This is a genomic window from Paenibacillus sedimenti (assembly GCF_014534655.1).
GTDB lineage: Bacteria > Bacillota > Bacilli > Paenibacillales > NBRC-103111 > Paenibacillus_E > Paenibacillus_E sedimenti.
In genome coordinates this window covers 1-15,867 of the sequence record NZ_JACVVD010000016.1, presented here as the reverse complement: position 1 = coordinate 15,867, position 15,867 = coordinate 1, and the positions used below count along the sequence as shown (strand labels likewise).

Below are 15,867 nucleotides of genomic sequence, written 5' to 3'. Positions count from 1 at the left end.
TCTATTTGTGAAAGGATTTGCTGCCATGCGTACGATACGCAGAGAAGATATAGAATTATTAGCCCCTGCGGGGGATTGGGACTGTCTGAGGGCGGCTGTCGCCAATGGGGCGGATGCCGTATTTTTTGGCGTGGAAAAATTCAATGCGCGGGCTCGCGCGCACAACTTTACGATGGACGAGCTGCCGGAGATCATGTCGTTCCTTCATTTATATGGGGTAAAAGGTTTTCTGACGTTCAATATCCTTGTATTCGAGGAGGAGCTAAACGAGGCGAAGCAATTAATCGAAGCTTGTGTGGATGCGGGCGTCGATGCGGTCATCGTTCAGGATCTCGGTCTTGTGAAAATGATTCGCGAAATCTCCCCGGACTTCCCGATTCACGGGTCGACCCAAATGACGATTACGTCGCCGGAGGCAGTCGAATTTACGAAGCCGTTCGATATCGAACGGGTCGTGCTCGGACGCGAGAATAACCTGAAGCAAATCAAACAAATCGGCGACCAAGCGAAGCTGCCGATGGAAGTTTTCGTGCATGGCGCGCTGTGCGTTTCCTATTCGGGTCAGTGCTTGACTTCCGAAATGTGGGGCGGCCGTTCCGCCAACCGCGGGGAATGCGCGCAGGCTTGCCGTCTGCCGTACGACCTGATGGTCGACGGCGAGCAGAAGCCGATGGGCGACGTAGCTTATCTGCTGTCGCCGAAGGATTTGGCGGCGTTGGAGCTGGTGCCGGAGCTGATCGAAGCCGGCGTGACGTCTTTCAAAATCGAGGGGCGTTTGAAAAGCCCCGAGTATGTTGCCAACGTCGTGAGCAAGTATCGCCGCGCTATCGACCGCTACTTCGACGGGGAGAATCCCCGCCCGACGAAGGAAGAGCTGCGCGAGCTGGAGCAAAGCTTCTCGCGAGGGTTCACGGTTGGTTTCCTGAAAGGAACCAACAATAAGCAACTCGTCGAGGGGACGTATCCGAAGAGCCGCGGGGTGTTTGTCGGCCGCGTCAAGCAGATCCTGCGCGACGGGGTGATCTGTGAGCTGGAGGCTCCGGTGAAACGCGGCGACGGGATCGTGTTCGACGCCGGGGACCCGACGAAGAAGGAAGAGGGCGGGCGCATCTACGATTTGCGCCGTAGAGGTGAGAAGCTCGAAGGTGAAGCGGAGGGCGGCCTGATCGAGATCATTCCGGGACGGAATGACGTGAACTTGTCGCGGCTGCATGTCGGCGATCGCATCTGGAAGACGAATGATCCGCATCTCGACAAGCGGCTGCGCCAAACGTACGAGACCGACAAGCCATACCGGACGTTTCCGGTTAATGTGAAAGTGACCGGCGCAGAAGGCGAGCCGCTCAAAAGCTGGTGGACGGATATCCGCGGCGGCCATACCGTCTTTGTGCAGTCCGAACTTCCGCTGGTACGCGCGGAAAAACGCCCTATGGACGAACAGCTCTTTCAGGAGCAGTTCGGCCGCCTCGGCGGCACGATTTACGAGCTCGACCAGCTGGATGTCCAACTGGCCGGCGAGTTAATCGTGCCGATGCGCGAGCTCAACAGCATGCGCCGCGCCGCTGTTGAATTGATGGAAGACGAGCGTCAAAAGCCGCGCTCGTACCAGAAACGCCACATCGGCGTGTACGACGATGTGCCACAGCCGGCAGCCAGCGTACCTGAAGCTGCCCAAGACGTTCAGTTGACCGCGCTCTGCCGCAACCTTGAGCAGGTGAAGGCAGTGCTGGAAACAGACGTTAATTTCATTTACGCGGACTTTGAATTCATTAAGCAGTTCCCTGCAGCGGTGGAAGCCGTTCATGCCGCCGGACGCAAGATCGCGCTTGTAACTCCGCGTATTCACATGCCAGGGGAAACGGGCTATTTTAACAATATATTGAAGCTTGGTCCGGATGCCGTACTGGTGCGCAATACCGGTGCAGCTTATTACTTCCTGAAGCAACAATGGGAGAATCCGAATGGGCCGAAGCCGCAGTTGATCGGCGATTTCTCACTCAACATTGCGAATCACAAAACCGCAGCGCTGTTCTTGGAGGCGGGTCTTTCCAAGGTGACTCCTTCGTACGATTTGAACATTCAGCAGATGGTCGATCTGCTGCGACGCTCCGAGACGTCCAAGCTAGAGGTTGTTATTCACCAACACATGCCGATGTTCCACACAGAGCATTGCGTGTACTGTACATTCCTGAGCGAAGGTACGGACTATACGAACTGTGGACGTCCTTGCGAGGAGCACCATGTATCCTTACAGGATCGGGTTGGCATGTCGCATCCGGTTCGCGTGGATGAAGGCTGTCGCAACACGGTCTACAATGCGATCGATCAGTCGGGCGCGGAATATTTGAGCCATTTCATGGAGCTCGGCATCCGCTCGTTCCGTGTGGAGTTCCTGGAAGAGTCGCCTGAGAAGGTACAGGAAATCATCTCGTTGTACCGTCGTGCGATCCGCGGCGAGATCAGTGGAACGCAAGTTTGGAAATCGCTCAAAGCGACGAACCAGCTTGGCGTTACGCGCGGGCAATTGGTGAAGTAATTTTTTTATTCAAGAACCTCCGTCTCCACATTAGCGTGGTGGCGGAGGTTCTTGTCGTTGATTAGCCAGGAATGTGGTTTGGTAGATACACCATCCTGAAAAATTATCGAAATACGGCTAATTATCATCATCAGTGGTACGGCGCGGCACAGCACAGCATGGCACGGCACAGCACAGCACAGCATAGCACATAACTCCTCAACAGCGCCTATTGTTCGCTAATACAGACCTATGAGGCGCTAAAAGAACGCGGGTGTCACGCCAAGGGTAGAATAGAGAACAAGTTTCCATAATGAACGAATATGATTCTTTAGTTAAAGAATTTTGTTCCCAATAACCACATTTTACATGTTTCCTCCAAATTTTGAGTCTAATCGTTCGCTACTAGCGACCGTTGTTCTTAAGCTGAAGATTAGAGCCCATTGTACCACATGACTCCTCAACAGCCTTCTATTCGCTAATACAGCCTATGAGTCGCTAAGTAGCGCGGGTGTCATGCCAAAGGCAGAGAGTGAATAGTTTTCCGTTCATACGAGAAACCGGCTTGGATCCTACTCGGGAGCCGGATCCAGGTGATCCGTACATTTCCCTCATTATCACATGATCCATCTCTTTCATTCACAATTTAGACACATTTTTTTAATCTATTTTTCAGATTCATTTAAGGTTGGTTTATTGTTGTTTGGATATAGTGATGATGGTTTATATGAACGAACGTTACGAATGGGGGATCTTCGATGCTTGAGGTCAAACAAGTCAGCAAGCTGTACGAAAATGATCGCGGCGTACATAACATCGATTTTTCGATGCAGCGCGGCGAGATCGTTGGCTTCCTAGGGCCGAACGGCGCTGGCAAAACGACGACAATGCGAATGATTACGGGGTATCTGAATCCGACGCGCGGACAAATATGGGTGGACGGACTGTCGATGGCCGATCATCCGAAGCAAGCGCGGCGCAAGATCGGCTATTTGCCGGAAACGCCGCCTTTGTATCCGGAGATGACGGTACAGTCCTATTTGCGCTTCATTGCGAATCTGCGCGATGTACCGGCGCGGGAGCAAAAGCTGCGTGTCGGCGAAGCCATCGACAAGCTTGGCCTGCAAGGGCGCGAGAAGCAGGTCATCCGCTCCCTGTCCAAAGGCTACAAGCAGCGCCTTGGCTTAGCCCAGGCGATTTTGCACAAGCCGGATCTGCTGATCCTGGATGAGCCCACGTCGGGGCTCGATCCGAAGCAGATCATCGAGATTCGCCAGCTCATACACGAGCTGGGTGAGAACCATACGGTGCTGCTGAGCACGCACATTTTGCCTGAAATCAACGCGATCTGCAACCGCGTTCTCATTATTAACCAAGGGCGCGTCGTCCTCGACGAGCGTCCGGAAAACCTCGGCCGCACGATGGGAGAGACGTTCGAGGTATCGCTCGAGGTCAAAGGACCTCGCGAGCGGATTATCACCGAGCTGCGCGGGCTGGAAGCCGTCGCAGCGGTCAAGGAGCTCGGCGGCGCCGAAGCCGCGCCGACCGAACCTGCTGCCGCGTCCGCAGACGCAGCTGCCGAAACTGCAGAAGCAGCTTCCGTGAAGCTGCTCGTCACCTCCGCGGATCGTTCCGATATCCGCGAAGCGCTGTTCTTCCGCCTGGCGCAGGCCGGCTACCCGATTCTCGAAATGAAGCGGGAGAGCCTCAGCCTGGAGGATATTTTCCTCAAGCTGACGACGGACGAACCGACAGCTGCAGCGCCTTCAGATAACGAAGAGGAGGTGGCCGCCGATGCGTAGAGTGTGGGCCATTTGCTCCAAAGAGCTGCAAATGTATTTTTTCTCGCCGATTGCTTACGTGGCGTTCGCTTTTTACGTGCTGCTTTCGAGCTTCTTTTTCTATATCAATTTCGTTAGCGGTCAGCCGCCGATTATCGATGCGCGTTCCGTGGTCGGAAACACTTCGTTCATCTATCTGTTCATCATCCCGCTCTTAACGATGCGGCTGGTCGCGGATGAATTTCGGCAAGGCACGGACGAATTGCTGCTTACCTCGCCGGCGGGCATCAGTGAAATTGTGATCGGCAAATACTTGTCCGCGCTTGTCGTGCAAGTGGGGCTGGTTGCAATCAGCCTGATTTACCCGCTCATTATGTCGGCCTTCGGCGACCTGGATAAGCCGGTCATGTGGCTGTCCTATCTCAGCATGTTCCTGCTTGGTTGCGCCATGATGGCCGTAGGTCTATTTGCCTCGAGTTTAACCAATAACCAGATGGTCGGCGGCATGGTCGGCTTTGTTCTCCTGCTGCTGCTCTGGCTGCTGGATTGGCTTAGCGATAGCTTTGGCGGCAAGCTGAAAGAATGGATCGGGCAGTTTTCGCTGACGAGTCACATGACGAATCTGCAAAAAGGCGTCCTCCACGGCGGAGACATCGTCTTTTACATTACATTGGCGGCAGTATTCCTGGTTCTAAGCATTCAAGTTCTTGAAAGAAAGCGTTGGAGGTGAGCCGGATGAATAAATGGATACGCGGGACCAATGCGACTGTACTCTCGATCGCCGTGATCGGCATTTTTATCATCCTGACGATCTTCCTTCACTCTTTGAAGGGCTTCCAGGTTGATTTGACCAAGAATAAGAATTTTACGCTCTCCGAACAGACGGTGACAACGCTACAAAATTTAAATCAGGACATTCATATCATCGCCTTTACGAACAATGCGGATAACAGTGACTTTATCACGCGTCAAGTTACGGATATGGCGGCTGAATATAAGAAGCAAAGCGGTAAAATCACGTATGATCAGTACGATATGCTGAAAGAGCCTTCGATGGCCAAGCAGTATGGCGTCGATCAGGGCGGCACGCTTATTTTTGAGTTGGGCGACAAGAAGCAGACCGTGAATTTCTATGAAATGTTTAACGGTCAGCAGGATGGCTCCTATACATTCACAGGCGAAGAGAAATTTACGCAGGCCATCAAAAGTCTGACATCCACGGAAAAGCATACCGTCTATATGCTCTCGGGGCATCAGGAATACCCGCTTAACGCGATGACGATTCTCAGAAGCAGCTTGGAAGGCGCGAATTACGTCGTCAAAGAGCTGAATCTGTACCGTGAGGGCAAAATCCCGGACGACGCGGAGATGCTCATGCTCCTGGGCCCTCAAAATGACCTGAACGATAAGGAAACCGAGCTGATCAATGCCTATTTGAAGGATAAAGGAAAGATTTACATCGCGCTGGGCTTTAACAAGGATATGGCGACCAAGTGGAAAAATATCGATTCGATCATGAGCACGTTCGGTGTTCAAGACCAGCATGCCGTGGCGATCGAAGCGAAGCAAACGTCCCTTTTCGATCCGCTCACCATTATTCCGGAATACGGAGCGCACGATATTACCAATAAGCTGTCCAGCAACAATCTGGTCACGATGTTATCGTTGGCTGTCAGCCTGAAAGCTGACGAGAATGCAGGCGACTGGACAAAATCGCTGCTGCTCAGCACAACGGATAAAGCCTATGGTGAAACCGATATTAACCTGCTTGCGCAGTCCAAAACGAAACAGGATGCCTCAGACGTAAAAGGTCCTTTAAACCTCGGCTATGCGATCGAGAGTAAGGATAACAAGCCGAAAGCCGTCATTTTGGGCGGATCAACGTTCGTGCTGGATCAAGATATTCAGAATCAAGGGAACAAAGACTTCGCTCTAAACAGTATCGGCTGGCTGCAGGAGCAAAAAGACCAAGTGACGATTCGTCCGCGTCAAGGCGACGCGTTCCAGCAAGCGCTAATTACGCCTAGCCAGGCGAATACGATTTTCCTCGTGACGATTGTGTTCTTACCGCTCTTGTTCCTGATTATCGGCGGATTGATTTGGTGGAGGAGGAGAAGAGGATGAAGCGGTTTATTCCTACGATTCTTTTAGTCGTCATTTGTATTGGGGCGTTCTGGTACGCTTCGAGCAAAGACTTCTTTCGAGAGAAGAAAGATGAACCGAAGACCCTCCTTACGATCCAGCAAGAAAATGTGCAGTCGCTTAGTCTGCGTACGGCTGAGCAGCAGATTGAATTAAGCCGCAGCGCCAGCGGCTCCGGCTGGGAGATGAAGAAGCCGGCGGCAGCCCCTATCAACACGAACATGGTGGATAGCTGGTTGGGCTCTCTGGGATTAGTCAATCAGGAAAAGATCGTGGAGCAGCAGGCGGCTGATCCGGCCAAATATGGTCTGGATAAGCCCGCCCAAGTGTACGAAGTCACAATGAAGGACGGATCGAAAAAAGGCATTCAAGTCGGCGCAGCGCTCCCTATCCAAGGGTACTCTTACGCGATGGTGGAAGGATCTCCGGTTGTTTATCAGGTGAGTGATCAATCCTTAGAACAGTTAAACAAGATGCCGGCGGACTTCGCGCAGACGAATCCTTTTCAGTTTGATAGCGACAAGGTACAGAGCGTAAAGCTGACCTGGAAAGGTCAGACTTGGACGTTAACCAAATCGGATAAAGACAAAGTCGCTTCTGAAGCCAACTGGAAGCTTGGCGATAAGGAGCTGAAGGGCTCTGAGGCCAGTCCGCTGCTCAGCGAGCTGACCTTCCTTCACACTACACAGCTTCCGCTGCCTTCGGCCCGGAAACCGACGGCAGGTGGAGAGCTGAAGGTGGAGCTCGGATTGTCCGCGGATGGTAAGGAATCGATAGAGATTTATGAAGGAAAGCTGGACCAGGATCAAGTTTGGCTCGCCAAGCAAGGTGGCGAGTGGGCTTACCGGCTCACAGCCGCAGATGTGCAAAAAATCGCGGATGTCTACGCCGGCAAGCCGGAGCAGCCTGCCTCTTAATTACAAAAGACCGGTCCTTGAGCGTTTTGCGCTTAACGGACGGTCTTTTCGTTCTATACTTTTTTTCCATCGTTACATAAAACGGGATAATTTGGAAATCATATAGGTAGCAATGGAAAGGAGGGTAACATTCGCATGTACAATCAAGGAAACCAAGCAATATCCGGCAAGGAACTATCGTACATAACCGATTCGCTGAAAAATGAGGAGTTGCTTACGAAGCTCTGCGTGCAAGGTGCTGTGGAGTGTCAAAGTCCGTCATTGAAGCAAACGCTGGCTCATCTTTCTCAAGAGCGTCTGCATAACATCAGTATTCTGATGAATACCCTGCAGCAGCAATCCGGCATTACCCACTAATTACGTACATCCAGGAGGTGAATGAACCGTGTATCAGCAAAATTATCAGCAGCAAGGCTACGGCGCACAGCCGCAGGTTTATTTACAAGAACAGGATCTGGCAAATTTTGTTCTTTCCGAATTGAAAAGAACAGCCCGTGAATATACGACGGCAACATTGGAAGCTGCGAACCCGCAAATTCGTCAGGCTTTCCAAACTTTGCTGCAAAAGACCTTGCAAGATCAAGCCGCCGTTTTTCAAGAAATTCAAAAATTGGGCGGCTATGATACCCAACCGGCAGCTCAGGAGCAACTTCAGCAAGAGCTGCAAAAACAAAATCAGTCTGCAGCCAAGCTACAGTCCTTTGTTCAGCAAAATCTGAGCAGAGCCGGCAGTGCGGGCGGCTATCAGCAACAGCCTAATCAGGCTATGACACAGCAGCAATTCCAGCCAAGCCAAAGCCAAAATCAAATTGCAGCTCCGCAGCAGACATCATTCCAACCCGCGCCAACAATCAGTAGCTCAGCATATCCGAATGCGGTTTACAGCCAAGGGATTCAACAGAGTGTGCATAACATACACAATCAGCAGCAGCCCTATAGCGGTATGCAAGGACAGAGCTATCAGGATCAGAGTTATGGCCAAACCCAAAGCTACTCCCCGCCGGGGCTTACCTCTTCTGAAATTACTGGCTTGACGGGTAAATCTTCGAACCAGGGCACGGCTGCCCGCAGCCAAACAAGCAGCCATAGCCCGTCGACAAGTGAAGGCACATACAGCAGCAGACAGAATGAGGGAAGCAAATATAGTTTTTAACCGATACTAAAATGCTCAATAAAGACGTCCTCAGCTACTCAGGCTGCTGGACGTCTTTTTCCATTGTTTTCAATATTTTGTCCCACTTTCTGAATAATCATGGTATGGATGCAGCTTGTCACTCATATATAAGGAACAAAGGATGTCCAAACTATGGAAAAGGATGTGGATCGCTCAATGAAAGCAAAGTGGATTTACGGAACAGCTTCCTTAATCTTGCTAGGTGCGCTAACAACAGCTTGCGGCTCCAAAGACGAAACGGAGATCACGGGGGCAAGCGGCTCCAAGGTAACGACGACAACGGTCGCGCAGATCAGTGCTGATAGCAGTGTGAAAACTGTGCCATCCGGAGCAAAACCTGCCATTGAAGCAACCGTTACGCAAGATGGACGCAATGCCACGATCACCTATACGACGACCAATTTTAATTTATCGGACTATAAGGATCAAAAGAATGTGCAAGGTCAAGGGCACTTACATCTATATGTAGACGGGAAACAGAAGGCTATGCTTACTCAGAACGCGCCTGTAAAATTAACAAATTTGGCGGTAGGCAATCACGAGATCAGGCTCAAACTTCAGCAAAATGACCATACGGATCTCAATGTGGAGAAAATTCTCAATATCGAAGTGAAGAAATAAGAACTAATGTTTGTATTTCGTTGAAAACGTCGATCCGACTTAGACCAGGTCGCGCAAAGTGCATATTCCTTGAAAAGGCGGGCGTATAGCCCGTCTTTTGTCATTTGACACACCTGGATGCGTAGCATAGACTGGTGGTAGTATGGCGTTTTTGCCGCCTAATCGGAGGGACAGAATTGATCGTCGATATAAGCAAGTGGAAGCATGTTTTTAAACTGGATCCTGATCGTGAGATATCGGATGAGGCGCTGGATCGGCTGTGCCAGTCCGGAACGGACGCCATCATGGTCGGAGGGTCGACCGGTGTGACTTTTGACAATACCGTGGACCTGCTGGCGAGAGTTCGTCAGTATGAAGTTCCTGTTGTGCTCGAGATTTCCAATCAAGAGGCGATTGTGCCCGGATTCGATTTGTTCCTTATCCCGGTCGTGTTGAACGCGAATGACCCGCAATGGATCGTAGGACAGCATCATGAAGCGCTGAAGGAATATGGCGCGATTTTGAATTGGGATGAAATTGTAACCGAAGGTTATATCATATTAAACAGCGAAGCGACAGCCGCCCGGCTGACATCGTCCCGCACCGACCTGGATGCCAAAGACGTGACGGCTTACGCCCGTATGGCGGACAAGCTGTTTCACATGCCGATTGTATATTTGGAATACAGCGGTGTTTTTGGAGATATGGAGCTGGTGCGCCGCACACGGAGCGTTCTTGAACATGCCCGTCTCATCTACGGCGGCGGTATTGACACTCTGGACAAAGCGCAGCAGGCGGCCGAAGTGGCAGATACGATCGTAGTCGGCAACATTATTTACAATGATCTGGAGCAGGCGCTTCAGACCGTGAACATTGATAGAACAGGAAGGTAGCATATGAACGAAACGGTAAATATTTTGGATGCGATCAAAAGGCTGAATCCGCAGCAGCGCAAAGCAGTGGAGGCCGTTGACGGACCACTTCTCATCATGGCTGGAGCGGGATCCGGCAAGACGCGCGTGCTTACGCACCGAATTGCCTACTTAATCGGTACGCGCAAGGCGGCGCCCTGGAGCATTTTGGCGATTACGTTTACGAACAAAGCTGCACGGGAAATGCAAGAGCGTGTAGGTAAGCTCGTTGGCAGAGCGGGGAGCGATATCTGGGTATCTACCTTCCACTCCATGTGTGTACGCATTCTGCGGAGAGATATTTCACGTATTGGTTTTACATCGAATTTTACGATCCTGGATTCCGGCGACCAGCTTTCGGTGATCAAGACGTGCTGCAAAGAGCTCAACATCGACACCAAGAAGTTTGAACCGAAGGCGTTCCAAGCCGAAATCAGCACAGCCAAGAACGAACTCATCACCCCGCAGCAATATGAAAATAAGATCGGCGACTACTTCCAAGGTCTCACGGCTAAGATTTACGCCCTCTATCAAAAAAAGCTCAGAAGCAACAACTCGCTAGACTTTGACGATCTTATCATGGCGACCATTCAGCTATTTAAGGAAGTTCCCGAAGTTCTGGACTTTTACCAAAATAAATTTCAATACATTCATGTTGATGAGTACCAAGATACGAACCGCGCACAGTACATGTTGTGTCAAATGTTAGCCGATAAGCATAAGCGGCTTTGCGTCGTGGGCGATAGTGACCAGTCCATTTACCGTTGGCGTGGGGCGGATATTACGAATATTCTCAATTTTGAGCAGGATTACCCGAATGCAACAACGATTCTGTTAGAGCAAAATTATCGCTCAACGTCGAACATTTTGCAGGCGGCGAACAAAGTGATTGCCAACAACACAGGACGGAAGCCCAAAAACCTGTGGACGGATAAAGAAGGCGGCAGCGCGATCAAAGTTTATCAGGCCGACTCCGAGCATGAGGAAGGCTACTTCGTTACGAATGAAATTAATAAGAATAAGTCGAAGGGTAAAAAGTTTGCCGATCACGCGATTCTGTATCGTACGAATGCGCAATCCCGGGTGATCGAGGAAATTTTGATCAAATCGGATATTCCTTATACCATTGTCGGCGGCGTGAAGTTCTATGACCGCAAAGAGATCAAAGACATTCTCGCGTACTTGCGTCTGATCTCCAATCCGGATGACGACATCAGCTTGAATCGAATCGTTAATGTACCGAAGCGGGGCATCGGCGATACCACGATGGATAAAGTGGCCGATATGGCGGGACGCAGAGGCATTTCGCTCTATGCCATGCTGGAGGAAGTCGACGCGCTTGAAATTAATACCAAAGCGAAGCACGCACTAGCGGATTTCCGCGAGATGATTGAAAATCTCAATCGTATGGTTGAATACCTGTCTGTTACTGAGCTGACGGAGAAAATGCTGGAGCTATCCCAGTACCGGATGGAAATGCAGCGCGAGAATACCATCGAGTCCAAAGCCCGTCTCGAGAATATCGACGAGTTCCTGTCCGTGACGATGGACTTCGAAAAGCGCAACGAGGATAAGTCGCTCGTTTCATTCCTTACCGATCTGGCGCTGATCGCGGATATTGATACGATGGACAAGGATAAGGACGCGGACGAAAAGGATGCTGTCGTGCTGATGACGATGCACAGCGCCAAAGGTCTGGAATTCCCCGTTGTTTTCGTCATCGGGATGGAGGAAGGCGTCTTCCCGCATAGTCGTGCGTTTTCCGACAATGAAGAGCTGGAAGAGGAGCGCCGCTTGGCCTATGTAGGCATCACGCGCGCCGAGGAAGAGCTCTTCCTCACGTGCGCCCGCATGCGCACGCTCTTCGGCCGCACCGCTGCTAACGCCCCATCGAGATTCCTCACCGAGATTCCGCAGGAACTCGTGGAGAACGTCTCGATGGGCGGCATCGGCGGTGGCTTCTCCCGAGCCGGCCGCACCAGCTCGTGGGGCAGCGGCGGCAGCAGCTTCGGCGCTGCCGGCAGCACAGCGAGCCGCGGCGGTGGCGGCTCGTCCGCTTGGGGCAGCCCGTCCGCCTTCGGCCGGACGGGTTCGGGCGCGGCTGCGCCAAGCCCCGCAGCCGGGGCCAGACCGGCTGCGTTCCGGGCGCCGCAGCCCGCCGCGGGCGGCGCGGTGCCGGATTACAAAGCCGGCGACAAAGTGTCGCACGGCAAGTGGGGCATCGGCACCGTCGTTTCAGTGAAAGGATCGGGCGATGATACCGAGCTGCAAATCGCGTTCCCGGCGCCTGTGGGACTCAAGCGCCTGCTCGCCAAGTTCGCCCCAATCACGAAAGAATCTTAAGGTAATTTAACCTTGATCTAAATATCGACCAATAGAGAGGAAGAGCCCGTAATGACAGATACCGTCGCGGCAATGAAAACCCTCATCCAAGAAATCAATCAACATAACCATAACTATTACACGCTCGACAAGCCAACAATCTCCGACAAGGAATGGGACGCACTGTACGATAAGCTCGTCGCAATGGAAAAGGAGACAGGGGTCACCCTGCCTTCCTCCCCAACGCAGCGTGTTGGCGGTGAAATCCTCAAGGGATTTGAGCCTCATCGTCATCTTTCCCGTCTATGGAGCCTGGATAAGGCGCAAAACGCAGAGGATCTGCAAGCCTGGCATACGCGAGTGCTGAAGCTGATCGCCGATTACAACAGCAAAAATCCCGAGCAACCGCTTCCTGACCCATCCTATGTCGTGGAATTGAAGTTCGACGGGCTCACGCTCAATCTGACTTACGAACGGGGACAGCTCGTTCAAGCCTCCACGCGCGGAACAGGTACTGTCGGCGAGGGGATTTTAGCCCAAATCAAGACAATCAAATCCATCCCGCTGGAGATCCCTTACGATCAGGGAACGATTGAAGTTCAAGGTGAGGGCATGATGTTCCTCTCTGTGCTTGAAGCTTACAACCGGACAGCCGCAGAACCGCTCAAAAACGCCCGCAACGCCGCGGCCGGAGCCCTGCGCAATTTAAATCCCAAAGTGACGGCAGAGCGCAAACTGAACGCTTTCTTCTATAATGTCGGCTATTCGGACAATATTCAATTCACGAACCACGCGGAGATGCTGCAGTTTTTGCGGGACAATCATTTTAAAGTAAGTGACCGTACGCGGTTTTTCGCTACTATGGAAGAAGTGTCCGCTGAACTTGAGCGGATTGCCGAAGAGCGCCACAGTTTTGATTTTCTGATTGATGGAAGCGTTGTGAAGCTCACCGACATGCGTACGCGGGAAGTGCTCGGTTATACGGAGAAATTCCCTCGTTGGGCAGTTGCCTACAAGTTCGAGGCAGAAGAAGCGACTACGATCCTCCAAAGCGTATCATGGGAAGTAGGCCGCACTGGCAAAATCACGCCGTTGGCTCGAGTTGAAGCCGTTGACTTGGCGGGCGTCACTGTTCAGAACTGTACGCTTAATAACATCGGCGATATCGAACGCAAGAACCTGAAGCATGCGTTGGGCAGCCTCGTGTATATTCGCCGATCCAACGACGTCATTCCTGAAATTCTCGGCAAGGTGACCGAAGAGAATGACGGCGGGGAAATCGTCTATCCGACGCATTGTCCGTCCTGCGGCAGCGAGCTGGAGATGCGCGGCGCTCATCTGTTCTGCAACAACCGACTGGGCTGCAGTCCGCAGCTGGTTGGCCGTATTGCGCATTTTGCATCGCGCGATGCCATGGATATCGAGACCTTCAGCGAAATGACCGCTTCTCAGTTGCATCAGGAGCTGGACGTACGTGATCCTGCGGATCTATACAACCTTCAATTCGAAGACCTTGTCAAGCTGGAACGCTTCGGCGAGAAAAAGGCGCGAAACCTCCTGGACGCTCTGGAAAAAAGCAAGTCCCGCGATTTGGCTTCTTTCCTTTATGCATTAGGTATTCCTAACTCGGGCAAAACAACGACCAAAGTGCTCGCAGACCATTACCGCAGCCTGGCCAAGCTAATGGAAGCAACCCCGGAGGAGCTGATTACCCTTCCGGATGTTGGCGGCATTGTAGCTGATAGCATCTATACGTTTTTCCATGACCCTGTCATGGTGTCAAGCATTGAGCGTATGTTGGCAGCGGGAGTTAACCCGGTTGCGGAGGAACCCGCAATCGTTCAAGCTAGTCCGGACAATCCGTTTTTCGGCAAAACAATCGTACTTACCGGCACGCTCAGCACCATGGGACGCGATGAATGCGCCAAAAAGCTGGAAGCGCTCGGAGCCAAAATCACCGGCAGCGTCTCGAAGAAAACGGACATCGTCATCGCGGGCGAGAGTGCAGGCAGCAAGCTGACCAAAGCGCAAGAATTGGGCATTAGAATCATTGACGATGAACAAGAGCTTCTGCAATTGCTTGGTGAAGCATAGTTTGTATCCACATTTAAGGAGTGAGCGCCGTGCCTAAGTTGCTTCATATTGTGAATGGCGATGCCTTTGCTGAGAAGCTTCGTGCATCAGACATTCCCGGAGATATTTTGGCGTGGCGTGAATCTTTATATGAAGGACCTGTCGGACTTCAAATGTCTGACAGCGTCCTTCTGTCTATAAGAGCGCAATATATGGAGACGAGGCATCGGATTCCCCTAGAGACGTTTACTACAATAACATTGCAGCAGGAAAAAGCTCTGGATGCTATTGCACAAGATATAGATGAAGTCGTACTTTGGTTTGAATATGATCTGTATGATCAGCTCATGCTCTGCTACTTGTTATCGCGATTTTCAAATCTAAGTCCTCGATCATATCGGTTAGCCTTGCTATGTATCGGTGAATTTCCCGGGGTTGAACCATTTTATGGGCTAGGCCAGCTTTCGGTGGAACAAGTGAAACAACTTCATGAGAAGTGGAATCCTGTAGCGGATGAGCAATTGTCTCTGGCCAATCGGGTATGGACCGCCTATTCGGCTTCTGAACCGCTTGCTATGGCCAATATATTGAAAGAAAATCTATCTGCACTTTCATTTCTCCCAAAAGCCTTACAAACTAATATGGAACGTTTCCCTTCGGTTCAAAATGGTCTGTCTGGTATTCAGCAGCTCGTTCTGGAGCTAATCAGGCATAATGATATGACCGTTCTAGAGCTCTTCAAACAAGTGAGTCAAATTTCCAGAGGCTACGGCCTAGGTGATTTGCAGTTTTGGGGCATACTGGATAGTGTAAGGCTGTGCAAGGTTCCGCTAGTCACTCTTATAGGGGGCAATCAACTGCCGGGGCATGGTGAGAAGCTTCCTGACGATTTCGCTAAGTGGCGACTTCAGCTTACCGAGAACGGGAGACGAGTTCTTGATTACGAGCTTGATTACGTTCAATTAAATGGCGTTGATGAGTGGATAGGCGGCGTTCATTTGTTGGGAAAAGAGGGGATTTGGCGCAAAAACCTTATGACAATGCAGGTTTGCAGATTGTAAGATAATGGATGTATAAAGATGCTTGCATTTCGTTTTGAAACCTGATAGTATATGTACTTGTCACCGCAACAAGCGATGCATTAACGCTTTAAACGGTAGCAACAAAAAGCTCCTTGAAAACTGAACAAATGAATGAAACAATCAGCAAGTCACGCAAGTGACTATAATGAGATTGCAAAATCTCGTCAGCTTTGAAATTGAGCTATTCAGCTTAACAAATAGGCTTTATAGGGATCTTTGATCGTAGATCAAAGTCTCACTTTTACCTTTTTGGAGAGTTTGATCCTGGCTCAGGACGAACGCTGGCGGCGTGCCTAATACATGCAAGTCGAGCGGTCCCTTCGGGGATAGCGGCGGACGGGTGAGTAACA

12 protein-coding genes and 1 rRNA gene are annotated in these 15,867 nt (G+C 51.3%); all 13 read left to right on the top strand.

Annotated elements, in window-relative coordinates; genetic code table 11:
* Window positions 1–25 precede the first annotated feature (25 nt).
* Entirely contained in the window at window positions 26–2,536 is a 2,511-nt protein-coding gene (locus tag ICC18_RS29000) for a U32 family peptidase (protein ID WP_188177908.1), read from the top strand.
* Window positions 2,537–3,273: 737 nt separating this feature from the next.
* Window positions 3,274–4,317, top strand: a complete 1,044-nt coding sequence (locus ICC18_RS28995; RefSeq protein WP_188177907.1) for an ABC transporter ATP-binding protein — start codon at window positions 3,274–3,276, stop codon at window positions 4,315–4,317.
* Window positions 4,310–5,026 carry an ABC transporter permease subunit gene (locus tag ICC18_RS28990; RefSeq protein WP_188177906.1) on the top strand — a complete coding sequence of 239 codons (717 nt, stop codon included), beginning with the start codon at window positions 4,310–4,312 and terminating at the stop codon, window positions 5,024–5,026. The genes ICC18_RS28995 and ICC18_RS28990 overlap by 8 nt, the downstream gene beginning before the upstream one ends.
* Window positions 5,027–5,031: 5 nt before the next feature.
* Window positions 5,032–6,420: a GldG family protein gene (locus ICC18_RS28985; protein WP_188177905.1), complete on the top strand. Its 1,389-nt coding sequence runs from the start codon at window positions 5,032–5,034 to the stop codon at window positions 6,418–6,420.
* On the top strand, window positions 6,417–7,355 hold the full coding sequence (locus ICC18_RS28980; RefSeq protein ID WP_188177904.1) for a DUF4340 domain-containing protein: 939 nt from the start codon (window positions 6,417–6,419) through the stop codon (window positions 7,353–7,355). Before ICC18_RS28985 ends, ICC18_RS28980 begins: the two co-directional genes overlap by 4 nt.
* 135 nt (window positions 7,356–7,490) lie before the next feature.
* Window positions 7,491–7,712 (top strand): hypothetical protein, encoded by a 222-nt coding sequence (locus ICC18_RS28975; RefSeq protein WP_188177903.1) that lies wholly within the window; start codon window positions 7,491–7,493, stop codon window positions 7,710–7,712.
* A gap of 28 nt (window positions 7,713–7,740) precedes the next feature.
* A complete protein-coding gene (locus tag ICC18_RS28970; RefSeq protein WP_188177902.1) occupies window positions 7,741–8,508 on the top strand; it encodes a spore coat protein in 768 nt (255 codons plus the stop codon).
* 153 nt (window positions 8,509–8,661) lie between these two features.
* Window positions 8,662–9,150 carry a hypothetical protein gene (locus ICC18_RS28965; protein WP_188177901.1) on the top strand — a complete coding sequence of 163 codons (489 nt, stop codon included), beginning with the start codon at window positions 8,662–8,664 and terminating at the stop codon, window positions 9,148–9,150.
* 176 nt (window positions 9,151–9,326) lie between these two features.
* The gene (gene pcrB / locus ICC18_RS28960) at window positions 9,327–10,022 is read left to right on the top strand and encodes a heptaprenylglyceryl phosphate synthase (protein WP_188177900.1); all 696 of its coding nucleotides are present in this window, start codon (window positions 9,327–9,329) and stop codon (window positions 10,020–10,022) included.
* 3 nt (window positions 10,023–10,025) lie between these two features.
* Complete coding sequence (gene pcrA, locus ICC18_RS28955) at window positions 10,026–12,383, top strand: DNA helicase PcrA (protein WP_188177899.1); 2,358 nt, start codon at window positions 10,026–10,028, stop codon at window positions 12,381–12,383.
* A 51-nt stretch (window positions 12,384–12,434) separates the two neighbouring features.
* Entirely contained in the window at window positions 12,435–14,456 is a 2,022-nt protein-coding gene (ligA, locus tag ICC18_RS28950; protein ID WP_188177898.1) for an NAD-dependent DNA ligase LigA, read from the top strand.
* 29 nt (window positions 14,457–14,485) lie between these two features.
* Window positions 14,486–15,496 carry a DUF1835 domain-containing protein gene (locus ICC18_RS28945; RefSeq protein WP_188177897.1) on the top strand — a complete coding sequence of 337 codons (1,011 nt, stop codon included), beginning with the start codon at window positions 14,486–14,488 and terminating at the stop codon, window positions 15,494–15,496.
* A gap of 267 nt (window positions 15,497–15,763) precedes the next feature.
* Window positions 15,764–15,867 (top strand): 16S ribosomal RNA (locus tag ICC18_RS28940); the annotation flags it as partial.